Origin of the sequence: Alteromonas naphthalenivorans (assembly GCF_000213655.1) — a bacterium.
In the GTDB taxonomy this organism is placed as follows: Bacteria; Pseudomonadota; Gammaproteobacteria; order Enterobacterales; family Alteromonadaceae; genus Alteromonas; species Alteromonas naphthalenivorans.
The window spans coordinates 4,396,276-4,415,769 of the sequence record NC_015554.1 but is presented as its reverse complement, the minus strand read 5'-3'; the positions used below and the strand labels follow the sequence as shown (position 1 = coordinate 4,415,769).

Annotated in this window: 14 protein-coding genes; 8 read left to right on the top strand and 6 right to left on the bottom strand. The window is 44.7% G+C overall.

Features of this window, described 5'->3' with window-relative positions:
• Positions 1-43: 43 nt before the first annotated feature.
• From rpsG to AMBT_RS19225, 5 genes are all read left to right on the top strand, one after another.
• A complete protein-coding gene (gene rpsG, locus AMBT_RS19245) occupies positions 44-514 on the top strand; it encodes a 30S ribosomal protein S7 (RefSeq protein ID WP_013786325.1) in 471 nt (156 codons plus the stop codon).
• Positions 515-541: 27 nt separating this feature from the next.
• The gene (gene fusA / locus AMBT_RS19240; RefSeq protein ID WP_013786324.1) at positions 542-2,647 is read left to right on the top strand and encodes an elongation factor G; all 2,106 of its coding nucleotides are present in this window, start codon (positions 542-544) and stop codon (positions 2,645-2,647) included.
• A 63-nt stretch (positions 2,648-2,710) separates the two neighbouring features.
• Positions 2,711-3,892: an elongation factor Tu gene (gene tuf / locus AMBT_RS19235; RefSeq protein ID WP_013782545.1), complete on the top strand. Its 1,182-nt coding sequence runs from the start codon at positions 2,711-2,713 to the stop codon at positions 3,890-3,892.
• Positions 3,893-4,514: 622 nt separating this feature from the next.
• On the top strand, positions 4,515-5,699 hold the full coding sequence (locus AMBT_RS19230) for a hydroxymethylglutaryl-CoA reductase (RefSeq protein WP_013786323.1): 1,185 nt from the start codon (positions 4,515-4,517) through the stop codon (positions 5,697-5,699).
• 166 nt (positions 5,700-5,865) lie between these two features.
• A complete protein-coding gene (locus AMBT_RS19225) occupies positions 5,866-6,927 on the top strand; it encodes an alpha/beta hydrolase (RefSeq protein ID WP_148259133.1) in 1,062 nt (353 codons plus the stop codon).
• Positions 6,928-6,972: 45 nt separating this feature from the next.
• Here AMBT_RS19225 and AMBT_RS19220 read toward each other — a convergent pair whose 3' ends face one another.
• Complete coding sequence (locus AMBT_RS19220) at positions 6,973-8,541, bottom strand: sodium:solute symporter family protein (RefSeq protein WP_013786321.1); 1,569 nt, start codon at positions 8,539-8,541, stop codon at positions 6,973-6,975.
• A gap of 239 nt (positions 8,542-8,780) precedes the next feature.
• Positions 8,781-9,299: a membrane protein gene (locus AMBT_RS19215; RefSeq protein ID WP_013786319.1), complete on the bottom strand. Its 519-nt coding sequence runs from the start codon at positions 9,297-9,299 to the stop codon at positions 8,781-8,783.
• A 337-nt stretch (positions 9,300-9,636) separates the two neighbouring features.
• Here AMBT_RS19215 and AMBT_RS19210 point away from each other — a divergent pair, with 337 nt between their 5' ends.
• The 3 genes from AMBT_RS19210 to AMBT_RS19200 all read left to right on the top strand — a co-directional run bounded on the left by AMBT_RS19210 (position 9,637) and on the right by AMBT_RS19200 (position 14,144).
• Positions 9,637-11,325 (top strand): carbon starvation CstA family protein, encoded by a 1,689-nt coding sequence (locus tag AMBT_RS19210; RefSeq protein ID WP_013786318.1) that lies wholly within the window; start codon positions 9,637-9,639, stop codon positions 11,323-11,325.
• Positions 11,326-11,646: 321 nt separating this feature from the next.
• Positions 11,647-12,882, top strand: coding sequence for an SO_0444 family Cu/Zn efflux transporter (locus AMBT_RS19205; protein ID WP_013786317.1), 1,236 nt, complete (start codon positions 11,647-11,649; stop codon positions 12,880-12,882).
• A gap of 158 nt (positions 12,883-13,040) precedes the next feature.
• Positions 13,041-14,144, top strand: coding sequence for a CNNM domain-containing protein (locus AMBT_RS19200; protein ID WP_013786316.1), 1,104 nt, complete (start codon positions 13,041-13,043; stop codon positions 14,142-14,144).
• A 6-nt stretch (positions 14,145-14,150) separates the two neighbouring features.
• Here AMBT_RS19200 and AMBT_RS19195 read toward each other — a convergent pair whose 3' ends face one another.
• From AMBT_RS19195 to AMBT_RS19180, 4 genes are all read right to left on the bottom strand, one after another.
• The gene (locus AMBT_RS19195; RefSeq protein ID WP_013786315.1) at positions 14,151-15,371 is read right to left on the bottom strand and encodes a hypothetical protein; all 1,221 of its coding nucleotides are present in this window, start codon (positions 15,369-15,371) and stop codon (positions 14,151-14,153) included.
• Entirely contained in the window at positions 15,371-16,051 is a 681-nt protein-coding gene (locus AMBT_RS19190) for a methylamine utilization protein (RefSeq protein ID WP_148259132.1), read from the bottom strand. Before AMBT_RS19190 ends, AMBT_RS19195 begins: the two co-directional genes overlap by 1 nt.
• 275 nt (positions 16,052-16,326) lie before the next feature.
• The gene (locus tag AMBT_RS19185; RefSeq protein WP_013786313.1) at positions 16,327-17,007 is read right to left on the bottom strand and encodes a Fe2+-dependent dioxygenase; all 681 of its coding nucleotides are present in this window, start codon (positions 17,005-17,007) and stop codon (positions 16,327-16,329) included.
• 25 nt (positions 17,008-17,032) lie between these two features.
• Positions 17,033-19,327, bottom strand: a complete 2,295-nt coding sequence (locus AMBT_RS19180) for a TonB-dependent receptor (protein ID WP_013786312.1) — start codon at positions 19,325-19,327, stop codon at positions 17,033-17,035.
• Positions 19,328-19,494: the final 167 nt, after the last annotated feature.

Below are 19,494 nucleotides of genomic sequence, written 5' to 3'. Positions count from 1 at the left end.
TTAAGAGTTTTGGGTAATTCCTGAATTCATACGGAGAATAGAAATGCCAAGAAGAAGAGTCGTAGGTCAACGTAAAATCCTACCAGAGCCAAAATTTAGCTCACAACTGCTTGCAAAATTCATGAATGTCGTAATGCTTGACGGCAAGAAGTCAGTCGCTGAAAAAATCGTTTACGGTGCGCTCGATATTGTTGCTGAAAAAACCAGCAAAGCTCACCTAGATGTATTCGAAGAAGCACTTGATAACATCCGTCCTACTGTAGAGGTTAAATCTCGTCGTGTAGGTGGTTCAACTTATCAAGTACCAGTAGAAGTTCGTCCAGTTCGTCGTAATGCCCTAGGTATGCGTTGGTTGGTAGATGCTGCTCGTAAACGTGGCGAGAAGTCAATGGCTCAACGCCTGGCTGCTGAAATGATTGATGCATCAGAAAACAAAGGTTCTGCGGTTAAGAAACGTGAAGACGTTCACCGTATGGCCGAAGCAAACAAAGCGTTTGCTCATTACCGTTGGTAATAAACGTAATATAACTGAGAGAGATGTATGCCTCGTAAGACCTCGATTGAGCGTTACCGCAATATTGGTATTGTGGCTCATGTGGACGCGGGTAAAACCACGACCACAGAGAGAGTCCTGTTTTATACAGGGTTGTCTCATAAAATCGGTGAAGTGCATGATGGTGCTGCAACCATGGACTGGATGGAACAAGAGCAGGAGCGTGGTATTACTATCACGTCTGCTGCAACCACTTGTTTCTGGTCAGGCATGGAAAAGCAGTTCGATCAGCATCGTATAAACATTATAGACACGCCAGGACACGTGGACTTTACCATTGAGGTAGAACGTTCATTACGGGTACTGGACGGGGCTGTAGTGGTTTTTTGCGGGTCTTCTGGGGTTGAACCTCAATCAGAGACAGTCTGGCGACAGGCTGACAAATATGAGGTGCCACGTCTCGTGTTCATCAATAAGATGGACCGAGCTGGCGCCGATTTTGAGCGTGTTGTGGGTCAAATCCGTAAACGCTTAGGCGCAAACTGTGTTCCTATTCAATTGAACATGGGCGCTGAAGAAGAGTTCCATGGCGTAATCGATCTTATTAAGATGAAAGCCATAAACTGGAATGCCGAAGACATGGGTATGACGTTTACCTATGAAGATATTCCAGCGCAATATTTAGACAACGCACAAAAGTATCGTACAGAGATGATTGAAGCTGCTGCTGAAGCCTCTGACGAGCTTATGGATAAGTATTTAGAAGGCGAAGAGCTAACTGAAGCTGAAATCCGACTTGGTTTACGTACCCGTACACTGAACAACGAAATTGTTCTTGCCACCTGTGGCAGTGCCTTCAAAAACAAAGGTGTTCAGGCAGTACTAGACGCGGTAGTAGAATACTTACCGTCACCAAGTGAAGTAAAAGCTATTACGGGTGTTTTAGACGACAAAAATGAAACTGAAGCTGAGCGTCATGCAGACGACAGCGAGCCGTTCTCGGCCCTTGCATTTAAAATCGCTACCGACCCATTCGTAGGAACGCTAACTTTCTTCCGTTGTTACTCTGGCGTTGTTAATACTGGTGATACGGTTTACAACCCAGTGAAAGGTAAACGCGAGCGTTTTGGGCGTATTGTTCAAATGCACGCTAAAGACCGTGAAGAAATTAAAGAAGTTCGTGCTGGCGATATTGCCGCAGCCATTGGTCTTAAAGATGTGACCACAGGTGATACGCTTTGCGATCCGAATAATGTCATTACACTTGAGCGTATGGAATTTCCTGATCCAGTAATTTCTATCGCTGTTGAGCCACGCTCTCAGGCTGACCAAGAGAAGATGGGGCTCGCGCTAGGTAAACTAGCTGCTGAAGACCCATCATTTAAGGTTAAGACTGATGAAGAGTCGGGCCAGACGATTATCTCTGGTATGGGTGAGCTTCACCTTGATATCATTGTTGATCGTATGAAACGCGAATTTAAGGTTGAATGCAACGTAGGTAAACCTCAGGTTGCTTATCGTGAGACCATTCGCAAGAAAGTTGAAGTTGAAGGTAAATTCGTACGTCAGTCTGGCGGCCGTGGCCAATTTGGTCATGTGTGGCTTCGTATTGAGCCACAAGCAGAAGAAGGCGCAGGCTACGAATTTGTTAATGACATCACCGGTGGTGTGGTACCAAAAGAGTTCATACCAGCGGTTGATAAAGGAATTCAGGAGCAGTTGCAAAGTGGTGTTGTAGCAGGGTATCCGGTACTAGATGTAAAGGTTACTTTGTTTGACGGTTCGTACCATGATGTTGACTCTTCTGAAATGGCGTTTAAGATCGCCGGCTCTATGGGTTTCAAAAAAGGCGCCGCAGAAGCAAATCCGGTGTTGCTTGAACCCATGATGAAAGTTGAAGTAACTACTCCAGAAGACTGGATGGGTGATGTGGTTGGTGACCTAAATCGTCGTCGCGGCATGATCGAAGGTATGGAAGAAGGCGTAGCAGGTATTAAAATAGTACGTGCTAAGGTGCCGCTTTCAGAAATGTTCGGGTATGCTACTGACTTGCGTTCACAAACGCAGGGTCGCGCATCATACTCTATGGAGTTCTTCAATTATTCTGAGGCGCCTAAAAATGTGGCGCAGGCTATTATTGAATCTAGAATTTAATCTAAATGAAGGTTCGGTCCGGTCCCGTATTGGGTCGGACTTTTAACTTAGGAAACGAGAAAAATGGCAAAAGAAAAGTTTGAACGTACGAAACCCCATGTAAACGTGGGTACAATCGGCCACGTTGACCACGGAAAAACTACCCTTACTGCAGCTATCACTACTGTTCTTTCAAAGACATACGGTGGTTCAGCTCAGGCTTTCGATCAAATCGATAACGCGCCTGAAGAAAAAGCTCGTGGTATCACCATCTCTACTTCACACGTAGAGTATGACACTCCTACTCGTCACTACGCTCACGTAGACTGCCCAGGACACGCTGATTACGTTAAAAACATGATCACCGGTGCTGCTCAGATGGACGGCGCGATCCTAGTAGTAGCTGCGACTGATGGCCCTATGCCTCAGACTCGTGAGCACATCCTACTTGGTCGTCAGGTTGGCGTTCCTTACATCATCGTATTCATGAACAAATGTGACATGGTTGATGATGAAGAGCTTCTAGAGCTAGTAGAAATGGAAGTTCGTGAACTTCTTAGCGAATATGAATTCCCAGGCGATGACCTTCCAGTTATCCAAGGTTCTGCACTTAAAGCTCTTGAAGGCGATGCAGAATGGGAAAAGAAAATCATCGAACTTGGTGAAGCTCTTGATTCATACATCCCAGAGCCAGAGCGTGCTATCGATAAGCCGTTCATTCTTCCAATCGAAGACGTATTCTCAATCTCAGGCCGTGGTACAGTAGTAACGGGTCGTGTAGAGCAAGGTATTGTTAAAGTTGGTGAAGAAGTAGAAATCGTTGGTATCAAAGATACGACTAAGACGACTTGTACTGGTGTTGAAATGTTCCGTAAACTTCTTGACGAAGGTCGCGCTGGTGAGAACGTTGGTGTTCTTCTACGTGGTACTAAGCGTGAAGACGTTGAACGTGGTCAAGTACTAGCTAAGCCTGGTTCAATCAACCCACACACTAAATTCGAAGCTGAAGTATACGTACTAAGCAAAGACGAAGGTGGCCGTCATACTCCATTCTTCAAAGGCTATCGTCCACAGTTCTACTTCCGTACAACTGACGTAACTGGTGCTGTAGAGCTTCCAGAAGGCGTAGAGATGGTAATGCCTGGTGACAACCTTAAGTTCGTAGTAGAACTTATTGCACCAATCGCGATGGACGAAGGTTTACGCTTCGCTATCCGTGAAGGTGGCCGTACTGTAGGTGCTGGTGTTGTAGCTAAGATTCTTTAATCTAAGCAAACCAAAGCATAAAAGAAAGGCGCTCATTTGAGCGCCTTTTTTGTGCGTGTAATTTGGTGTACCTGGTGGGGAAGGGCTTTGCGCGCCTCGTAAACCCGGCGTAAACCCATCCATGGGGCCTTCGCTACAGCATCCATGCTGTAGAGAGTTTCCGAGGCGCACAAAGCCCTTCCTTATAAACAAGTCATCATACTCAGATAGTGATTAATCCCATCAGAAACACGGCGTAAACCCATCCCTGGGGCCTCTGCCACAGCATCCATGCTGTGGAAGGTTTCTGATGGGGGCTACTCCTAGCATAAACTATAGGAATAGTAAGGGATAATCTATGCATGGAGCCTTCGTTACAGCATCCATACTGTAGAGAGTTTCCGAGGCGCACAAAGCCTTTTCTTCTAAACAAGCCGTCGTACTCAGATAGTGATTAATCTCATCAGAAACGCGCGTGAATCCATCAATGCTGCTGAGGGTTTCAGATGAGGGCTACTCTTTCTTGCAAACGCGAAGCAAATACTATTGAAGAAAACTATATGCAAAGATACATAGATGTAATTTGCTTATAAGTACAAAACGTTCTCATACTTAGTTAATATTTTGTTAATAAGTAAGTGATATGGCTAAGATCCCACGAAGCAAATTCTATGACCAGAGCTCCAACGATTACACCGCTGAAATGGCGGCAACACGTCGGGAGTTTGTGAAAGATAAAACTGGCGCTGAAATGAATCATGTAGGTACCTTCTCAATTAAGCCAGATACTTTGCCGGGTAATATAGAACACTTCACCGGTGTCGCCCAAGTGCCTATTGGGTTAGCAGGCCCGCTGGTCATTAAGGGTGTAGATGCTCAAGGGGAGTTTTATGTTCCAATGGCAACTACCGAAGGGACGCTAGTTGCCAGTTACAACCGGGGTATGCGGTTAACTGCTGAATCGGGTGGGGTTAAAACTACGGTTATTGATGATGCCATGCAGCGGGCGCCGGTATTTGTGTTTGAAGATGCGCGCGCGGCACTAGCATTCGGAAAATGGGTCACTGACAACTTCGAACTAATTAAAGCCAAAGCAGAAGAAACGACTTCGGTAGGTAAGCTGCGCGATATCGAGCAGTATGCCGTATCTAAAATGCGTTGGTTACGTTTTAACTTTACCTGTGGCGATGCGGCAGGGCAGAACATGGTTAGCAAGGCCACGCGACATGCTTGCCAATGGATGCAAGCGCAACACATAGCTGGGCTTGAACACTTCGCCCTATCGGGTAATTTAGATACCGACAAAAAACACTCCTTTGTGAATTCGCTACATACCCGAGGTAAGCGTGTGGTGGCCGAGACCACTATCCCTGCTGATTTAATGAAATCATTAATGCATTGCTCACCGGATGCCTTATTCAAGCAGCGCCAGTTGTCTAACATGGGGGCATTTGTGGCAGGGAGCGTGAGTAATGGAGCCCACTTTGCCAATGGCATTACTGCACTGTTTATAGCCTGCGGCCAAGATGTCGCAAATGTAGCCGAATCATCAGCAGGGTATACCTACAGTGAAATTACCCCGAATGGCGATTATTATTTTTCTATTACCATCCCTTCACTCGTCGTAGCATCTTATGGCGGCGGTACTGGGTTAGCTACGCAGCGAGAGTGCTTAGAAACGCTAGGGTGTTATGGTAACGGCCGCGTGAATAAGTTAGCTGAAATTATTGCTGCTACCGTGTTGTGCGGCGAGCTATCGCTAGGTGCGGCGGTGGTGGCAGATGAGTGGGTATCCAGTCATGATGAATATGGTCGCAATCGGCCATAGCTTTTTATGTGCAAACTATTGGCATAACTTGAACAATAGTGATTATTATTGAAAAGTATCAGTATACGGGTGTGGTTATCGGTTATAACAATCTTGATAACATAAAAGCGTTTTACGCATGCACCTACTTACCTTTTCCTTCACGTTTTTCATCTTGGTGGTATCAATGACCTTTTCGACTTCTACATCTGGGGCTTCTACCCACAACACTGATACGGCCAAATTGTCTTATGAATCTTCGTTAACCGTGCCAGCTAAAACGGTTCCGCTGCCAAGTGCTGCAAGCGAGGAACTTAAAAGCGCGATTTCTCAATACCCCATACCGTCAGTTGATGAAGTCGTTAACAACACGCCTCAATCTATAGAGCAGTGGCGTGAATTGATTCAAATAAGGAATGCAGATCAGAAAAAGAAAATCAAAAAAATGCGCAAGCAGTTTGATGTTGATGTGTCTTTGGAAAAAATTAACGGCGTACCGGTGAGGCGGCTGACGCCAAAAACAATTGCACCTGAATTTAAAGACAAGGTGTTTATTGACGCACACGGGGGCGCTTACGTGTTTTTTTCTGGGTTGCCTAGCATAGAAGAAAGCTTATTAATCGCCCACAGAGTGGGTATTACAGTGATTAGTATCGATTATAGAATGCCACCTCATGCTCCATTTCCAGCTGCACTTAACGATGTCGTGTCGGTTTATAGCAGCTTGGCTACAGAACATGGCGCACAGAACCTATTGATAGGTGGTACGTCTGCAGGAGCAGGTTTAGTCCTCTCAGCCGTGCAAACGCTTATTGCAGATAAACAACCATTGCCTTCAGCGGTGTATGCGGGCACCCCTTGGGCAGATTTGACGAAAACCGGGGATACTCTTTATACCAATGAAGGTGTTGATCGTATTTTGGTGACATACCAAGGATTTTTGGAAGCAGCGGCTAATCTATATGCTGGAAACGAAAGGTTAACCCATCCCTCTATTTCCCCGCTTTATGGAAACTTTGCTGGCTTCCCGCCTACGTTTTTAATATCAGGCACGCGAGATATGTTTCTAAGCGATACGGTTCGAGTAAATCGTAAGTTACGTGATGCGAAAGTTCGAACACAATTGGAAGTTTTCGAAGGGTTATCCCATGCCGATTACGTTGTCGCTTATGAAACCCCAGAGTCTCTCACTGTATACCAAGAGCTTAAGCAGTTTCTACTTAGTGTGTGTACTAAAAATTGCAACTAACCGCCGATGACGACCGTTGGCAATATAAATAATCGACATTGCTTGTCATTGAATAAGCATCACAGGTAAGGCGATACATATACCAATAAGCACAACACACCAAGTAATTAGGGCCGCCATATTGGTTTTGGTGAGTACATCTTGGCGGGTTCTGATAAAGGGTTGTTTAAACTTTTTGTGACTAAGCCAGTACACTCCAAGAGAAACACTAAGCGCGGTCAAAAAGCCAGTCACGTTCCACCAAAACCAAAAAACGTCTGGCTGGGCGAGCCACAAATAAATATTTACCAATACACCCGCAATAAGCCCAGTATTAACCTGCTTTGCCAAAAGGTGTTTTGTACACACGCCTAAGAAAAATGTAGCCAAAATAGGACCAAAGCAGACTGAGCCAATCTTGTTGATGGCCTCTATAATAGTTGGGGCAATATCATCTACCACAAAGGACAAACTCAATGTAAGCAAGCCCCAAAACATGCCAGTGTACTTTGCCACTTGAAGGGTACTTTCTGGTGACAATGTTTTGCCTACAACTCGACAATAATCTTCAACAGATACCGCCGCTAAGCTATTAATTGCTGAACTTAAAGAGGACATGGCCGCGGCTAAAATAGCCACCAACAATAACCCTAGAATGCCGTTTGGAAGGTAATTAACAATGAAGATAGGCATCAGCCAATCGGGTTGGTCCTCAGGAATTTGAGCAAGAAATTCTGGGGTCGTCAGTGCTAATGTGCCAATGATTAACCCTGCAAAGCAGTAAATTAACGTGATAGGGAAACGTAAGAAGCTGGCAGCCATGATAATTTTCTTCAAATCGCCTAGGCTCTTAGCCGACAGCGAACGCTGGGCTTCTGATTGGTCGCAGCCGTAATACGAAGCGTATAACACGATGCCACCAAAAATCATGGGCAGTAGGCCGAAGCCTTCACCATCAAAACCATAAGATGATGTGTTTAGTGTAGAGAGTCGTTCGGGCTGAACCTGCTCAAGAAAGCTTGTCCAACCGCCTATGTGGTATAGCCCAAAGCCTAAACACACCAATGCCCCTGCAACTATTAATACCATTTGCACAGCGTCACCATACACCACCGCTTTCATGCCCCCTTGAAGGGAATAAATAAGGGTAATAACACCAATAAGTAACACGCTTTGCCAGAACGCTAAGCCCATCGTGCTTTGCAAGATAATCGAAATGGCGTAGATCATAATAGCGGTGGCAAAAGAACGGCTTATTTGAAACACCACGCTAATGAGCACCCGGGAAGAGCGGCCAAAGCGTTGCTCTAAAAAGTCATAAACACTGACTACGCCAGAACGATACAAAGTCGGTAAGATAAAATAGAGTAGGGCTAGCATGGCAAGGGGAAGGGCCAGCTCGTATGACAACCAAATAAGGCCACCATCTTCTCTTAGCCCCACAAAAGCGGGCGCCGAAATAAAGCTAACGGCAGATAGCTGCGTGGCCATAATAGAAAGAGACAGAGGTTTCCAGCCCAGCTGTCGATTGGCAAGAAAGTAATCCTTTTTACTCACTTGTTTTCGAAACACAAACCCCATGATTAATAAACCCATGAGGTAGATAGCCACTACCGTGAAATCGATGAAATTCATAGACGCTCACTGTGCAGATGCGCTGCTACATTTGAAGTGTGTTGTAACTCAAGTAAAGCTGAAGTGAGCGCACCTATTTCAAGCGTGCTTACGGTGAAAAGGAGGCTATACTGGCGCGGCATAAATCTTTCCCTGATAGTGAGCGTACGAGTTCGTGACTATTCAGATACGTTACCACAGGGTTCAAGCATGTGCTAAAAAGTGTTCGAACCACACCACGGCGGTTCGAACACATAAAGTTATGAGCCGAACATCACTACAAGTACAGCCACTACTGCACCTAATCCCGCTATTTTAAGCCCGTTTTTATACATAGGCAGCTTAGGCATAAACATCAAAAATGCAGAGATGACGAAAAACAAAAGCGCAACGCCAAAGCTAATGTTCAACCAAAATAATGGGCTGTTATTCGTCGCCTTGTGAAGCTTAACCATTTTTGCCAGCACAAGAGGGTAGTCTTTACGGGTAATAGTAGCGACACCGTCTGCCTTGTCATAGGTACCCATATTTAACACAACTTGGGTGTCATTCTCTTCAACCACCTTTAAACCTTTCACCTTAATTTTTGATGCTACCTGTTTTCCGTTCAAGTCTAGAGACAACTGACGGACTTCAGTTTTATCGAATTTCAGGAAATCGGTGGGGCGAAAAATGAGTAACACGCCACTGATAGCATAAATTGCCATTATGCCTGCTAAGAAAAAGCCTAACCATCGGTGATATTTACGGACGGCCATATGAAATTTTGGTGATGCCATAACTGCTTATTAATAGAATTATTTATTGATGAGCCTTTATAAACGAGACTGAGCGGTATTTGAAGGGTGTAGGTAAGATTAACGCTATATTTAGCAGCTATTTTCTTTAAGCCTGCTATTTTTGTTGTAAATTATTGGTAAAAGCCACAAAACTAGCATGGTACGAGCAGTGTAAAAAAGCTGCTACCACAATAGACTTTGGTCTAATATGGCGACGTGAAAAAGTAAATAATGTTTTAATGTTTAAATAAGCGTTTTTTAACGACAGAAAAGCGTTGTATATGCGTTCAAAAAAGAAATTGAATAATGCGGTGCAACATCGACACAGGACAATAATATGCAGTCAATAGCCATAGTATTACTCGGGATCGTGGGCATGCTCCTCGGGTGGTTCGTTTACTCGAAATTTATTGCCACGAAAATATTTAAACTAGACGATAACTTCACTACGCCTGCTCACGAGCTGCAGGATGGTAAAGATTTTGTACCTACTAATAAAGTGGTGCTCTGGGGGCATCACTTTACGTCAGTTGCTGGGGCTGCGCCAATTGTAGGGCCAGCTATCGCTGTGTACTGGGGCTGGGTGCCTGCCGTACTTTGGGTTATTTTCGGTACCATATTGTTTGCAGGTGTGCATGATATGGGGGCCTTGTGGGCGAGTGCGCGTCACAAGGGTAAATCGATGGGAGCTTTGTCTGAAAGTGTTATCGGCAAGCGTTCTCGTTCATTGTTTATGATTGTTATCTTTTTAGTACTGTTAATGGTTAATGCCGTGTTTGGCGTGGTGATAGCAAACTCGTTTGTCTCTCAGCCTAATGCGGTTTTCCCAGCCTGGACAGCCATTGCCGTAGCGCTTGTTATTGGCCAGCTATTAAAACGTAACTTTGGTTTAATTCCTCTTTGCCTTGTGGGTATCGTGGTGCTTTACGCCTCGGTTTATGCTGGTAGCTATATCCCGATTAGCTTGCCTGAAACCATGTTCGGTTTAGCTGACAAAGCGAACTGGATCGTTATCCTGTTTATTTACGCTGCCATTGCGTCTTTATTACCCGTGTGGATGTTGCTTCAACCCCGTGACTTTATTAACGGTATGCAGCTGTTGGTTGGCCTATTTTTACTTTATGGCGCGGTCTTCTTTGCTATGCCAGACATTACAGCGCCAGCTTTCAATACACAGACGGCCATGGACTCTCCTAGCTTAATTCCCTTATTGTTCGTCACTATAGCCTGCGGTGCAGTGTCAGGCTTTCATGGTATTGTGGCTTCAGGCACCAGCTCAAAGCAGTTAGACAAGGAAACTGATGTACGCTTCGTGGGTTATTTAGGGGCGATCGGTGAAGGTTCTTTGGCGTTAATTACCATTGTTGCGGTTAGTGGTGTGGCGTTTGCGGCCTCTCCAGAAGAGTGGCATGAAGTCTACAGTCACTTAGGTGCAGGTAGCGTAGGTGCGTTTATTAGCGGCGGCGCGGCGCTTATTCATCAAGGGTGGGGGCTGCAGGAAGCTTTCTCATCAACCATACTGGCGGTAATGGTCGTGTTGTTCGCGGGCACAACTATGGATTCTGGTGTTCGTCTTCAGCGCTACATTATTCAAGAGTGGGGCGATATTTATAAATTGTCAGCACTTAAAAATGGTGTGGTCGCCACTTTCTTAGCGGTTGCTTGTTGCTTACTGCTAGCGTTCGGCGCAGGTGGTTCTTCAGGCGGTGGCGGTATGATCATTTGGCCGCTGTTTGGCTCTACAAACCAAATACTGGCTAGTCTTACCTTGTTGGTTATTTCAGTCATGCTGATTAAGATGGGAAGACCAGCCCGTTACACATTAATACCCATGGTATTCGTTTTGGTCATGGCTTTCTTTGCTGGGCTAATTAAACTTAAAGAATATTATCTTGCTGAAAATTACCTATTAGTTTTCCTAGATGCTGTGGTGCTAGTGGTGTCTGTGTTGGTGATGCTCGAAGCATGGTCTGTTGTGGCTAAACTTCGTAGCGGACATCAAGACGAAGTGGGCGAGAAGGAATAGCAACAGCGGTAAAAATAGTAGCTAGCCGCTATCACAACATTGTTGAGCGCTAGCTTTATACAAAGCCGACGTAGAGCGTTATTCTCTGCGTCGGCTTTTTTGTAGGCAATCGGGTTATTCGATGAGGTGGATTACTTCTCGTTCATTCACGGTAGGCGCGTAAATTTGCTATCATACGCATTCGCCTGATTTGGTAGATTTACCGCCAAGTAAATTGGCACATTAAGCTGGAAGTCGGAAGTCGGAAGTCGGATAGCAAGTCGGCAAAGCAAATCAGCATGTGAAAAATATAAATGTTCAACGCGGTTCGTTTGGAGTGGTATGACTGACCTAATGCTATTAGTGCAAAATTTCATCAGCCTATTTATGGAGTCTGCTCCGTGGCTGTTACTTGGCCTGCTGGTGGCGGGTATTATGCACGAATTAGTGCCGGTCAGCTTTTTAGAGCGCCACATGGGAAGCAGCTCAACCGCCTCTATCACGAAAGCCGCGGTAATAGGTGCTCCATTACCTTTATGTTCTTGTGGCGTTATTCCCGCTGCGATAGGGCTGCGTAGAAGTGGCGCCTCTAAACCATCGACAATTTCATTTCTAGTTTCTACGCCTGAAACAGGGGTTGACAGTGTTTCTGTTTCTTACGCATTACTAGGCCCCCTGTACGCCATCGTTAGGCCAATAGCCGCTATTGCTAGCGCAATCTATGCTGGTCTTATGGTGAGATGGTTTGATGGCGCTAAGTCTCAGAAACCGGCACATTCACATACTCACTCTCATAAAGGCTCTCATCAGCACCCACATAAACACGCGGGCAGTGTATCTTGCTGTTCAAGTGAATCCTCTGTAGCTCCAGAGCAAGAAGAAGCCGCATCGTTGGATAAAGCGCAAACGAGTTGTTGTGCTAGTGAAAAGCCAACCACACGTTGTTGCGATGGCACGGCCACTACTCAGGGTGAATCAGTAAAACAAGCAAACAAACTTACCCAAGTGCTTCGTTATGCCTCGGGTAAATTGCTGGAAGATATTGTGGTATGGCTACTTATTGGCCTAGCCTTAGCCGCAGCCATCAAAACTTGGGTACCAACAGACTTTCTCACTCAATGGGGTGATGGGGTTATCGCTATGTTGGTCATGGCCATCATTGGCATTCCTATGTATATTTGCGCCACGGCATCTACGCCGCTTGCAGTGGGTTTTTTAGCTGCTGGGTTATCTCCTGGCGCGGTGCTGGTATTTCTCATGGCAGGGCCGGCTACTAATGTTTCTACCATGGGCATGATCAAACAAGAAATGGGTTTTAGAACCCTGTGTTTGTATTTGTTTAGTGTAATCACAGCCAGTATTGGGTTTGGCTATTTGCTTAATTACGCGGTGTCAGCGTTATCGTTAGAAGGCTTAATTCATATGGAAAGCCAACTACACAGTCATGGTGCTAACATTCAAGCGCTCTATGCAGCGTGCGCTATTCTTCTTGCTGCACTAATGGCTCGATTGGGCGTTAAAAAAGTCAATGCTAGGTTGGCACAGCGTGAAGAAAACCATCAAGACTGTTGTGGTTAACACAAAGGTAATAATGGTTAGGTAATTTAGTATATGGATACCTGTATTTATGAGTAAATTACTCGGTATTCGTATTTAATTCACCTGCGCTCTTGTAAGTCCGGTTAAGGCTTGCATAATGGTCGTTTGCTTCATACTCCGATTATCGGAAAGGACTCATGTTTTTACTCATCGTTTATGTATTGATTGCCTTGGGCTTCTCTTTTTTATGCTCAATTGCTGAGGCAGTCATATTAAGTGTGTCCTCAGCCTATATCTCTGTTTTAGAAAAAGAGAATCGGCCTAGCGGCATATTGCTACGAAAGCAAACCGATAATATCAATACGCCGCTATCGGCAATTCTAACGTTGAATACCATTGCGCATACCATGGGTGCTGCTGGTGCGGGTGCACAGGCTGCTAGTGTGTTTGGCGAAGCATATTTAGGTGTGATTTCAGCGGTATTAACGCTGCTTATCTTGGTTTTTTCTGAAATAATTCCTAAAACCGTCGGTGCAACCTATTGGCGTGGATTAGCGCCAGTGACAGCCTATTTCCTCAAGTATCTAATTATAATTCTTAAACCTTTTGTGGTGATGTCTGAATTGCTTACCCGTGGTTTTAAAGATGACAGCCCACTTCGAGGGTTAAGTCGCGGAGAACTTCACGCCATGGCCGAGCTATCAGGTCAAGAAGGGCAGTTGGCCAACCACGAGGCGGTATTTTTACAAAGCTTGTTAAGCTTGCACGAATTAAAAGTAAAAGATGCCATAACACATCGTACAGTGTTGTTTTCAGTGGCAGAGTCGATGACGGTAGAAGTGTTTTTCCATAAACACGCGCATATTGAGTATTCACGAATTCCTGTTTATGAAGACAAAGATTCGGAAAACATCACCGGTTATGTCATGCGTTCAGATTTGCTTGTGGCGCAAGCGCGCGGGAATACCGATAAACCATTGTCAGAATATGCTAAAGACATGGTGACCATATTAGGCTCTATGCCTTTGTCGATAACCTTCGACCATTTTATCGATAAACATGTTCATATGCTTTTAGTGGTAGATGAGTATGGCGGGTTGGAAGGGGTGATTACTCTTGACGATTTGCTAGAGCGCTTGCTGGGCGTAGATATTATTGATGAAAAAGACACAACGGTAAGTATGCGCAGATTGGCGAAAATGATGACGCGCCGCAAAGAACGAATGATGGTCAAAAACGTACCCGATGAGTCGCTCGATAAGTCGCTCGATAAGTCTAAATCTAATGGTAACGATGATTAGTTCTGTTCAGTCGATGCGGTAGGTAACTGCGAGCTGAAGCAGGTTTTCGTGGAAGGTTTCACTAGATACCGATGTAGCGTTTAAAAATCGTAGATTTTCTTGGCGGCCTCGATTCACTTGCCACTCGGCTGATATTGCTATTTTCGAGCTCATAGCATAAGTGTAATTAACGGTAATGGCTTCCCCTCTACTGTTGTTGGGGTCATCTATGGTGCTGTCGTTATCTATCACTTGATACCAATCTAAACGTGTAGAAAGTTGATGTGCTTCATGGGTATACGTTGCAGCAATGTAGGCCGCGTAAAAGTCGTTATTAACAATGTCTTCCCCCATCAAAGTGTCACCTATCAGCCCTTGCCCGAAAAAGGTGACATTGCGGTTACGCATATGACGAAGGGTTAATGCGTGAAATCGCGTGCGCCATGCGTATATTTTGTCAGGGTCGAAAATGAGTGGATTGGCGCGGTTGTCGTAATAATAATAACGTAACTCTGAACGGCGCTTATGGGCTAAATGCGCCCCCACGTAATAACCTGTTTTCGTATCAATTTCACGAAAGGGGTCTGTCCATGCTGGAGCACCGATCCCCGCTTCCGATACCACGCCAGGAATAGGAGTGAATTTTACTCTATCATTGTTCAGCGATTGCCTGTCGTGCAGCGCAAAGCCGCGCCATGATAACAAGGTGCCTGTGGTGTCGTTACCCTTAAATAGGCTCCCTATTACTTTCCATGACCAGTCACGTCTAACTTGCCTTCCGTTTTGTCTTAAGCTTGCCTCTACACCAAACGTTCTAAGCTCTTCGCCTATCCAGCTGTTAATGGCTGAATTAGATAAAAAGTGTGGTGACAGCCACCCCATGTCGGTGTTTTCAGCAGAAATTGCAGGGTAGAAAAAGCCGAGCTTAACTTCTGGTTTAATGGTGGATGCAGTGAGTGGTCGGTATTGAGTATAGAGTTGGCTAACCCCGAGTTTTTGTTCTCCATCGCTATATCCATTGGCCACAGCATGAAACTGCCAATTATCGCTTAACACTTTATTATACGCTAGCACCGCTTGAGATAACGCAACTGCGTTATTTTCAAAGCGCTGGTGGGAGGCGCCATTTGTTTGAAATGTGTCAGCATTATCTGCTGAAAGAATACTACCTCTAAGCAACAACCTTGTATCTGAAAAAGCGTGAAAATTGATGAAGCAAAAAACAACGAAAATACAACGGCTCAGCATTAATAATCACCGAAACCATCATCAAAATCATCATCGCTTGCTATCACTTTCGATAACGTTAGCGTGAAGTTTTTATCGCTGTTCAACTCAATTTCAGTTTCAATAAAGGGCGTTTCGTTTGGCGCGTTAGGGTGCCAAAACTCAACACTGTATTTGCCAGTGGGAAGTGAGATGTCAGCATTTCCGTCATCTGCGGTTTTTAAAAAATAAGGGCTATCAGCAATAACGATGTAACCTAGCATCCAATCGTGAATGTTGCAGCCAATATCCACAATTCCAGCTTGCTCAAAGAACAATGGTTCGGCAGTAAATTCTTTGTAGAGCTTTAGCTCAAACTGCTTGGTGGGTGAAAAAGAATAAACATGATGGAACACGTTATCGGCGTTAGGGAAGGTAACTTCTGTGTTCTTTTGTACTACAAGTACATGAGGGGCAAACTGCTTATTGATTTGATTCATAATCGCAGTTTTAGGTGTTGATTCTGCTTCTGAGTGGTTAGTTTCTGTGCTGGGTAAATCAAATAAGGGGGTGAAGATAACAACGCCGTCTTTAACCGAGGACTGCTCGGCGTCTAATAGCGTTATTGATGCGGTTACATTATTTGCTAGCGCATTAAATGGCGCCAGCATTGCAATAAAAGCTACAGAGGCAAGAGCGGCTAGCACAGCAAGCTTATTCACGTTTTTCGCCACGCGCTTAATCCAGCAAGTGTTAGGTGTAAAAAAGCACGTTCCACACATTATTTCATTCATCTAAGAGTAACCCTATCTTTTGCTAAAAGCTTTTTTTTCAGTCATATAGAGACCGGAGGTAAAGCTGGTTTATTTCACAGTATTCTAAGCGTCACATGTTAATGAGTTAGGAAAACGCTCAATAAAATACTATTGGCAAGATCGACACAGTCAAAACATACCTACAAGAATAACCTTGCGCAACGGGTAAGGTTTTGTCCAGTTTACACGATGGAGAATTTTCTAATGAGGTTGTGGTATACGTGATGAAGTTTATCGAGTTCTTCTCTGTTGGCTTTACCGCCTTGCACCAAAGACTGAATGCTTTGGTCTAGCTCATACAAGCTTTCACGAATAGTTTGGTCGCTAATCATGCTTTGCATCCACGTAATAGCGGCAATTCTCTCGCCGCGAGTTACCGGAGTAACCTTATGTAAACTTGAGGAAGGGTAGAGTACAGCGCTACCTAGGTTACCTTTGACTTTCTGCTCGCCGAACCCAGTCTGAATAACTAACTCTCCGCCTTCGTAATCGCTTGGGCTAGATAAAAACACCGTCATCGACATATCGCTACGCAAAACATCGGGGGTATTGGGAATGCGCATGATTGCGGCATCTACATGATAGCCGTAGGTTTGTGATTCACTGTAACGGTTGAAACAAGGAGGGAAAATGCGCTGAGGTAGCGCAGCAGAGACTACTTGCGGGTGGTTGCCGAGGCTTGCCAACAAGTTGTTGGCAAGGGCTTGAACCGTAGCGTGCTGCGCATCAGCTTGACCATTATTTTTAACCCCTGCTGCCATGCCCATTGCGGTCGCTTTTCCATCGTTAAATGGTACATCGGCTAAAGCAGCCCGATATTGCTCTACTTGGTCAGCGTCTAGTAGGTTATCAATAATGATCATTTTTTGCGTTTCTCTTTAAACTAACTTAGAACTCGTAGTTTACCGTACCGGTTACGTTACGGCCGTCACCAATGTACATGAAGGCACCAGAGCGATAAGCGGCAGTCCAGTATTCTTCATCGAACAAGTTACCGATATTAACACGGAACGTTAGTTTTTCAGACGCGTAGTAGTTCGCAAACAAGTTAAATACTTGATAGTCAGGAACGACAATTGAGTATTCACCCGTATCAGCATCGTAACCTGCCGCAGTGTCAGGTTGGCCACCAAACATTTCAGACTTGTACGTATAGTCACCACCAAAAGCGAACTTTTCATTGGGTTGATAACGCAGTTGTAAGTAGAAGCTTTCGTCAGCAAAGTTACTTAATGTAAGACCAATGTTAGATTCTGTGAATGAATCTAGTACTTCTGAGTCCATGAAGGCGGCTGAGGCTTGAACACTAAACTTCTCAGTAATATCACCGCTAACACCAAACTCAACACCTTCAACGCGGTTTTCACCCGTGTTTAATGTACCAATGGTTGAGTAGTCATCTTCACCGATACTTTCATGTACATCGCTTTTTGTAATACGGAAGATTGATGCATTTGCCATCAATTTTTCATCAAATAGCATCCATTTTGTGCCAATTTCGATGTTTTCAACATGCTCTGGATCAGCTTGCGCAGCTTGCTCAGGCGTACCACATAGTCCACCGTAACCACAGTTTGCGCCTAGGTCAGACTCGCCGCCATTAATGTTCGTTGCTGTGCTGTAAGAGGCGTAAACATTACCGTGTTCAGTAATGTCATATACTAAACCTAAGTGCCCGTTAAACAACTCATCAGAAAACTCATAAAGGTCGCTACTAGTTTGGTTGCTATAGTCGTAGCTATCCATACGTAGGCCAAAGAACACGTCTAACTTATCGGTTAACGCAAAGGTATCCATGGCGTAAATGGCATAGGTTTCAATATCGAAAAGGGCATCTTCATCACCACGTTCAATGGTTCTGTCCATTAATGACCCGATGTTATCGATAAGGTTTCCATCACCATCAAGGATACAATAGCTTTGTGATACGCCACGACGACCACCAATTGCACAGTTAGTATTTAGGTTTTCAATATCAAAAACACCGTTATCAACCGATTCATCGCTGTACTCAAAACCAAATACTAAACGGTGATCTAAGCCTGCAAATGACGTGTCCCAGAAAAGGTTAAATTGAGTCGTGAAGTAATCTACTTCTTGCCAGCCTTGGTGCGTGCTAAGTCGAAGTGTATCTACACCTGGTGCTGTTTCATCAGAATCATCACGGGTTGTTGCACTCATACCGGTCGTTACGTATTCGTTTTCAGTGTTACCTGCACGAGTCGCGTTATAAAAACGAACATTGTCGCTAATTTCGTATTCGGTACGGAAGGTAAAAGTGGTGACTTCTGAGTTTTGGAAGTCGTCATCTTGTGCATAAACAGGAATATCTTCTAACGGATAACCCGCGTCACGATCGTAGTAGCTCCCTAAGTCAGGCTTATCTTCTGCATTAAGGTAATAAACATCACCAATGAAAGACAGTCTGTCGTTAGGGTTTAGTACATAAGAAAGCTGAACACCATCACGTCCACGTTCAATGCCTTCGCGACCCGGCTTGTCTTCTTGAGACGTAAGTGCATTAACACGAATTGCACTGTTTTCCGTTAAGGTCTTATTCAAATCTACCGTTAAGCGCGTGTGCTCATCGGTACCAATGGCGGCATCAACACGACCAAAGTTATAGCTAGTAGAGGCTTTTTTCGTAATGCTGTTTACCGCACCGCCTGATGAACCGCGGCCCGCAAATGTTGAACTTGGGCCTTTAGTAATTTCAACACGTTCGGTGGCGAAACTTTCACGGGTAGTCATACCTGGGTCACGCAAACCATCAACAAAAACATCGCTGCGTGCTTCGTGGCCACGTATTACATAGCGATCACCAAAAGCATTACCATTCTCACCTGTACCAAGAGTTACACCGGCTTGCGCAGCAAGAATATCTTTAAGGTCAGTTTTACCACTTTCTTGAATTTGGTCTTGTGTAAGAACACTAATGGTTTGTGGTGTATCAACAAGGTCGGCTAAACGACGCGGGTCGCCAGACTTGTCATAGCGATAGATAGACTGCTGAACACCATGGATGCGAATTAGCTCAATTTCGTCTTGTTGCGCTTTACACTCCGCTTCGGTTTTATCTTTACAGATTTCAGTTTCTTGAGTTTGTGCAATTGCAGCGCCGTGTCCGAAAGCTAAGGCCGCAGCAATGGTTTGTGCACCCATCGTTAACGTTTTATTTTTCATTGTGTGTGTATTCCCTGTGTGTGTTTAGGAATCGAAGTGTATTCAAGTAGTAAATGAATGTAAATGCTAATGAGAACAATTCTCACCCGTAATTTATTTTAGAGGTTTTTTAGAAAAACTTAAAGGACTGCGTTAAAAGGGGATATAACAGCAAAGGGACGGTGGTT

Bases quoted from the DNA above. Each gene is read 5' to 3' on its own strand.
- rpsG (WP_013786325.1), top strand. From the start codon at position 44: ATGCCAAGAAGAAGAGTCGTAGGTCAACGTAAAATCCTACCAGAGCCA.
- fusA (WP_013786324.1), top strand. From the start codon at position 542: ATGCCTCGTAAGACCTCGATTGAGCGTTACCGCAATATTGGTATTGTG.
- tuf (WP_013782545.1), top strand. From the start codon at position 2,711: ATGGCAAAAGAAAAGTTTGAACGTACGAAACCCCATGTAAACGTGGGT.
- AMBT_RS19230 (WP_013786323.1), top strand. From the start codon at position 4,515: ATGGCTAAGATCCCACGAAGCAAATTCTATGACCAGAGCTCCAACGAT.
- AMBT_RS19225 (WP_148259133.1), top strand. From the start codon at position 5,866: ATGACCTTTTCGACTTCTACATCTGGGGCTTCTACCCACAACACTGAT.
- AMBT_RS19220 (WP_013786321.1), bottom strand. From the start codon at position 8,541: ATGAATTTCATCGATTTCACGGTAGTGGCTATCTACCTCATGGGTTTA.
- AMBT_RS19215 (WP_013786319.1), bottom strand. From the start codon at position 9,299: ATGGCATCACCAAAATTTCATATGGCCGTCCGTAAATATCACCGATGG.
- AMBT_RS19210 (WP_013786318.1), top strand. From the start codon at position 9,637: ATGCAGTCAATAGCCATAGTATTACTCGGGATCGTGGGCATGCTCCTC.
- AMBT_RS19205 (WP_013786317.1), top strand. From the start codon at position 11,647: ATGACTGACCTAATGCTATTAGTGCAAAATTTCATCAGCCTATTTATG.
- AMBT_RS19200 (WP_013786316.1), top strand. From the start codon at position 13,041: ATGTTTTTACTCATCGTTTATGTATTGATTGCCTTGGGCTTCTCTTTT.
- AMBT_RS19195 (WP_013786315.1), bottom strand. From the start codon at position 15,371: ATGCTGAGCCGTTGTATTTTCGTTGTTTTTTGCTTCATCAATTTTCAC.
- AMBT_RS19185 (WP_013786313.1), bottom strand. From the start codon at position 17,007: ATGATCATTATTGATAACCTACTAGACGCTGACCAAGTAGAGCAATAT.
- AMBT_RS19180 (WP_013786312.1), bottom strand. From the start codon at position 19,327: ATGAAAAATAAAACGTTAACGATGGGTGCACAAACCATTGCTGCGGCC.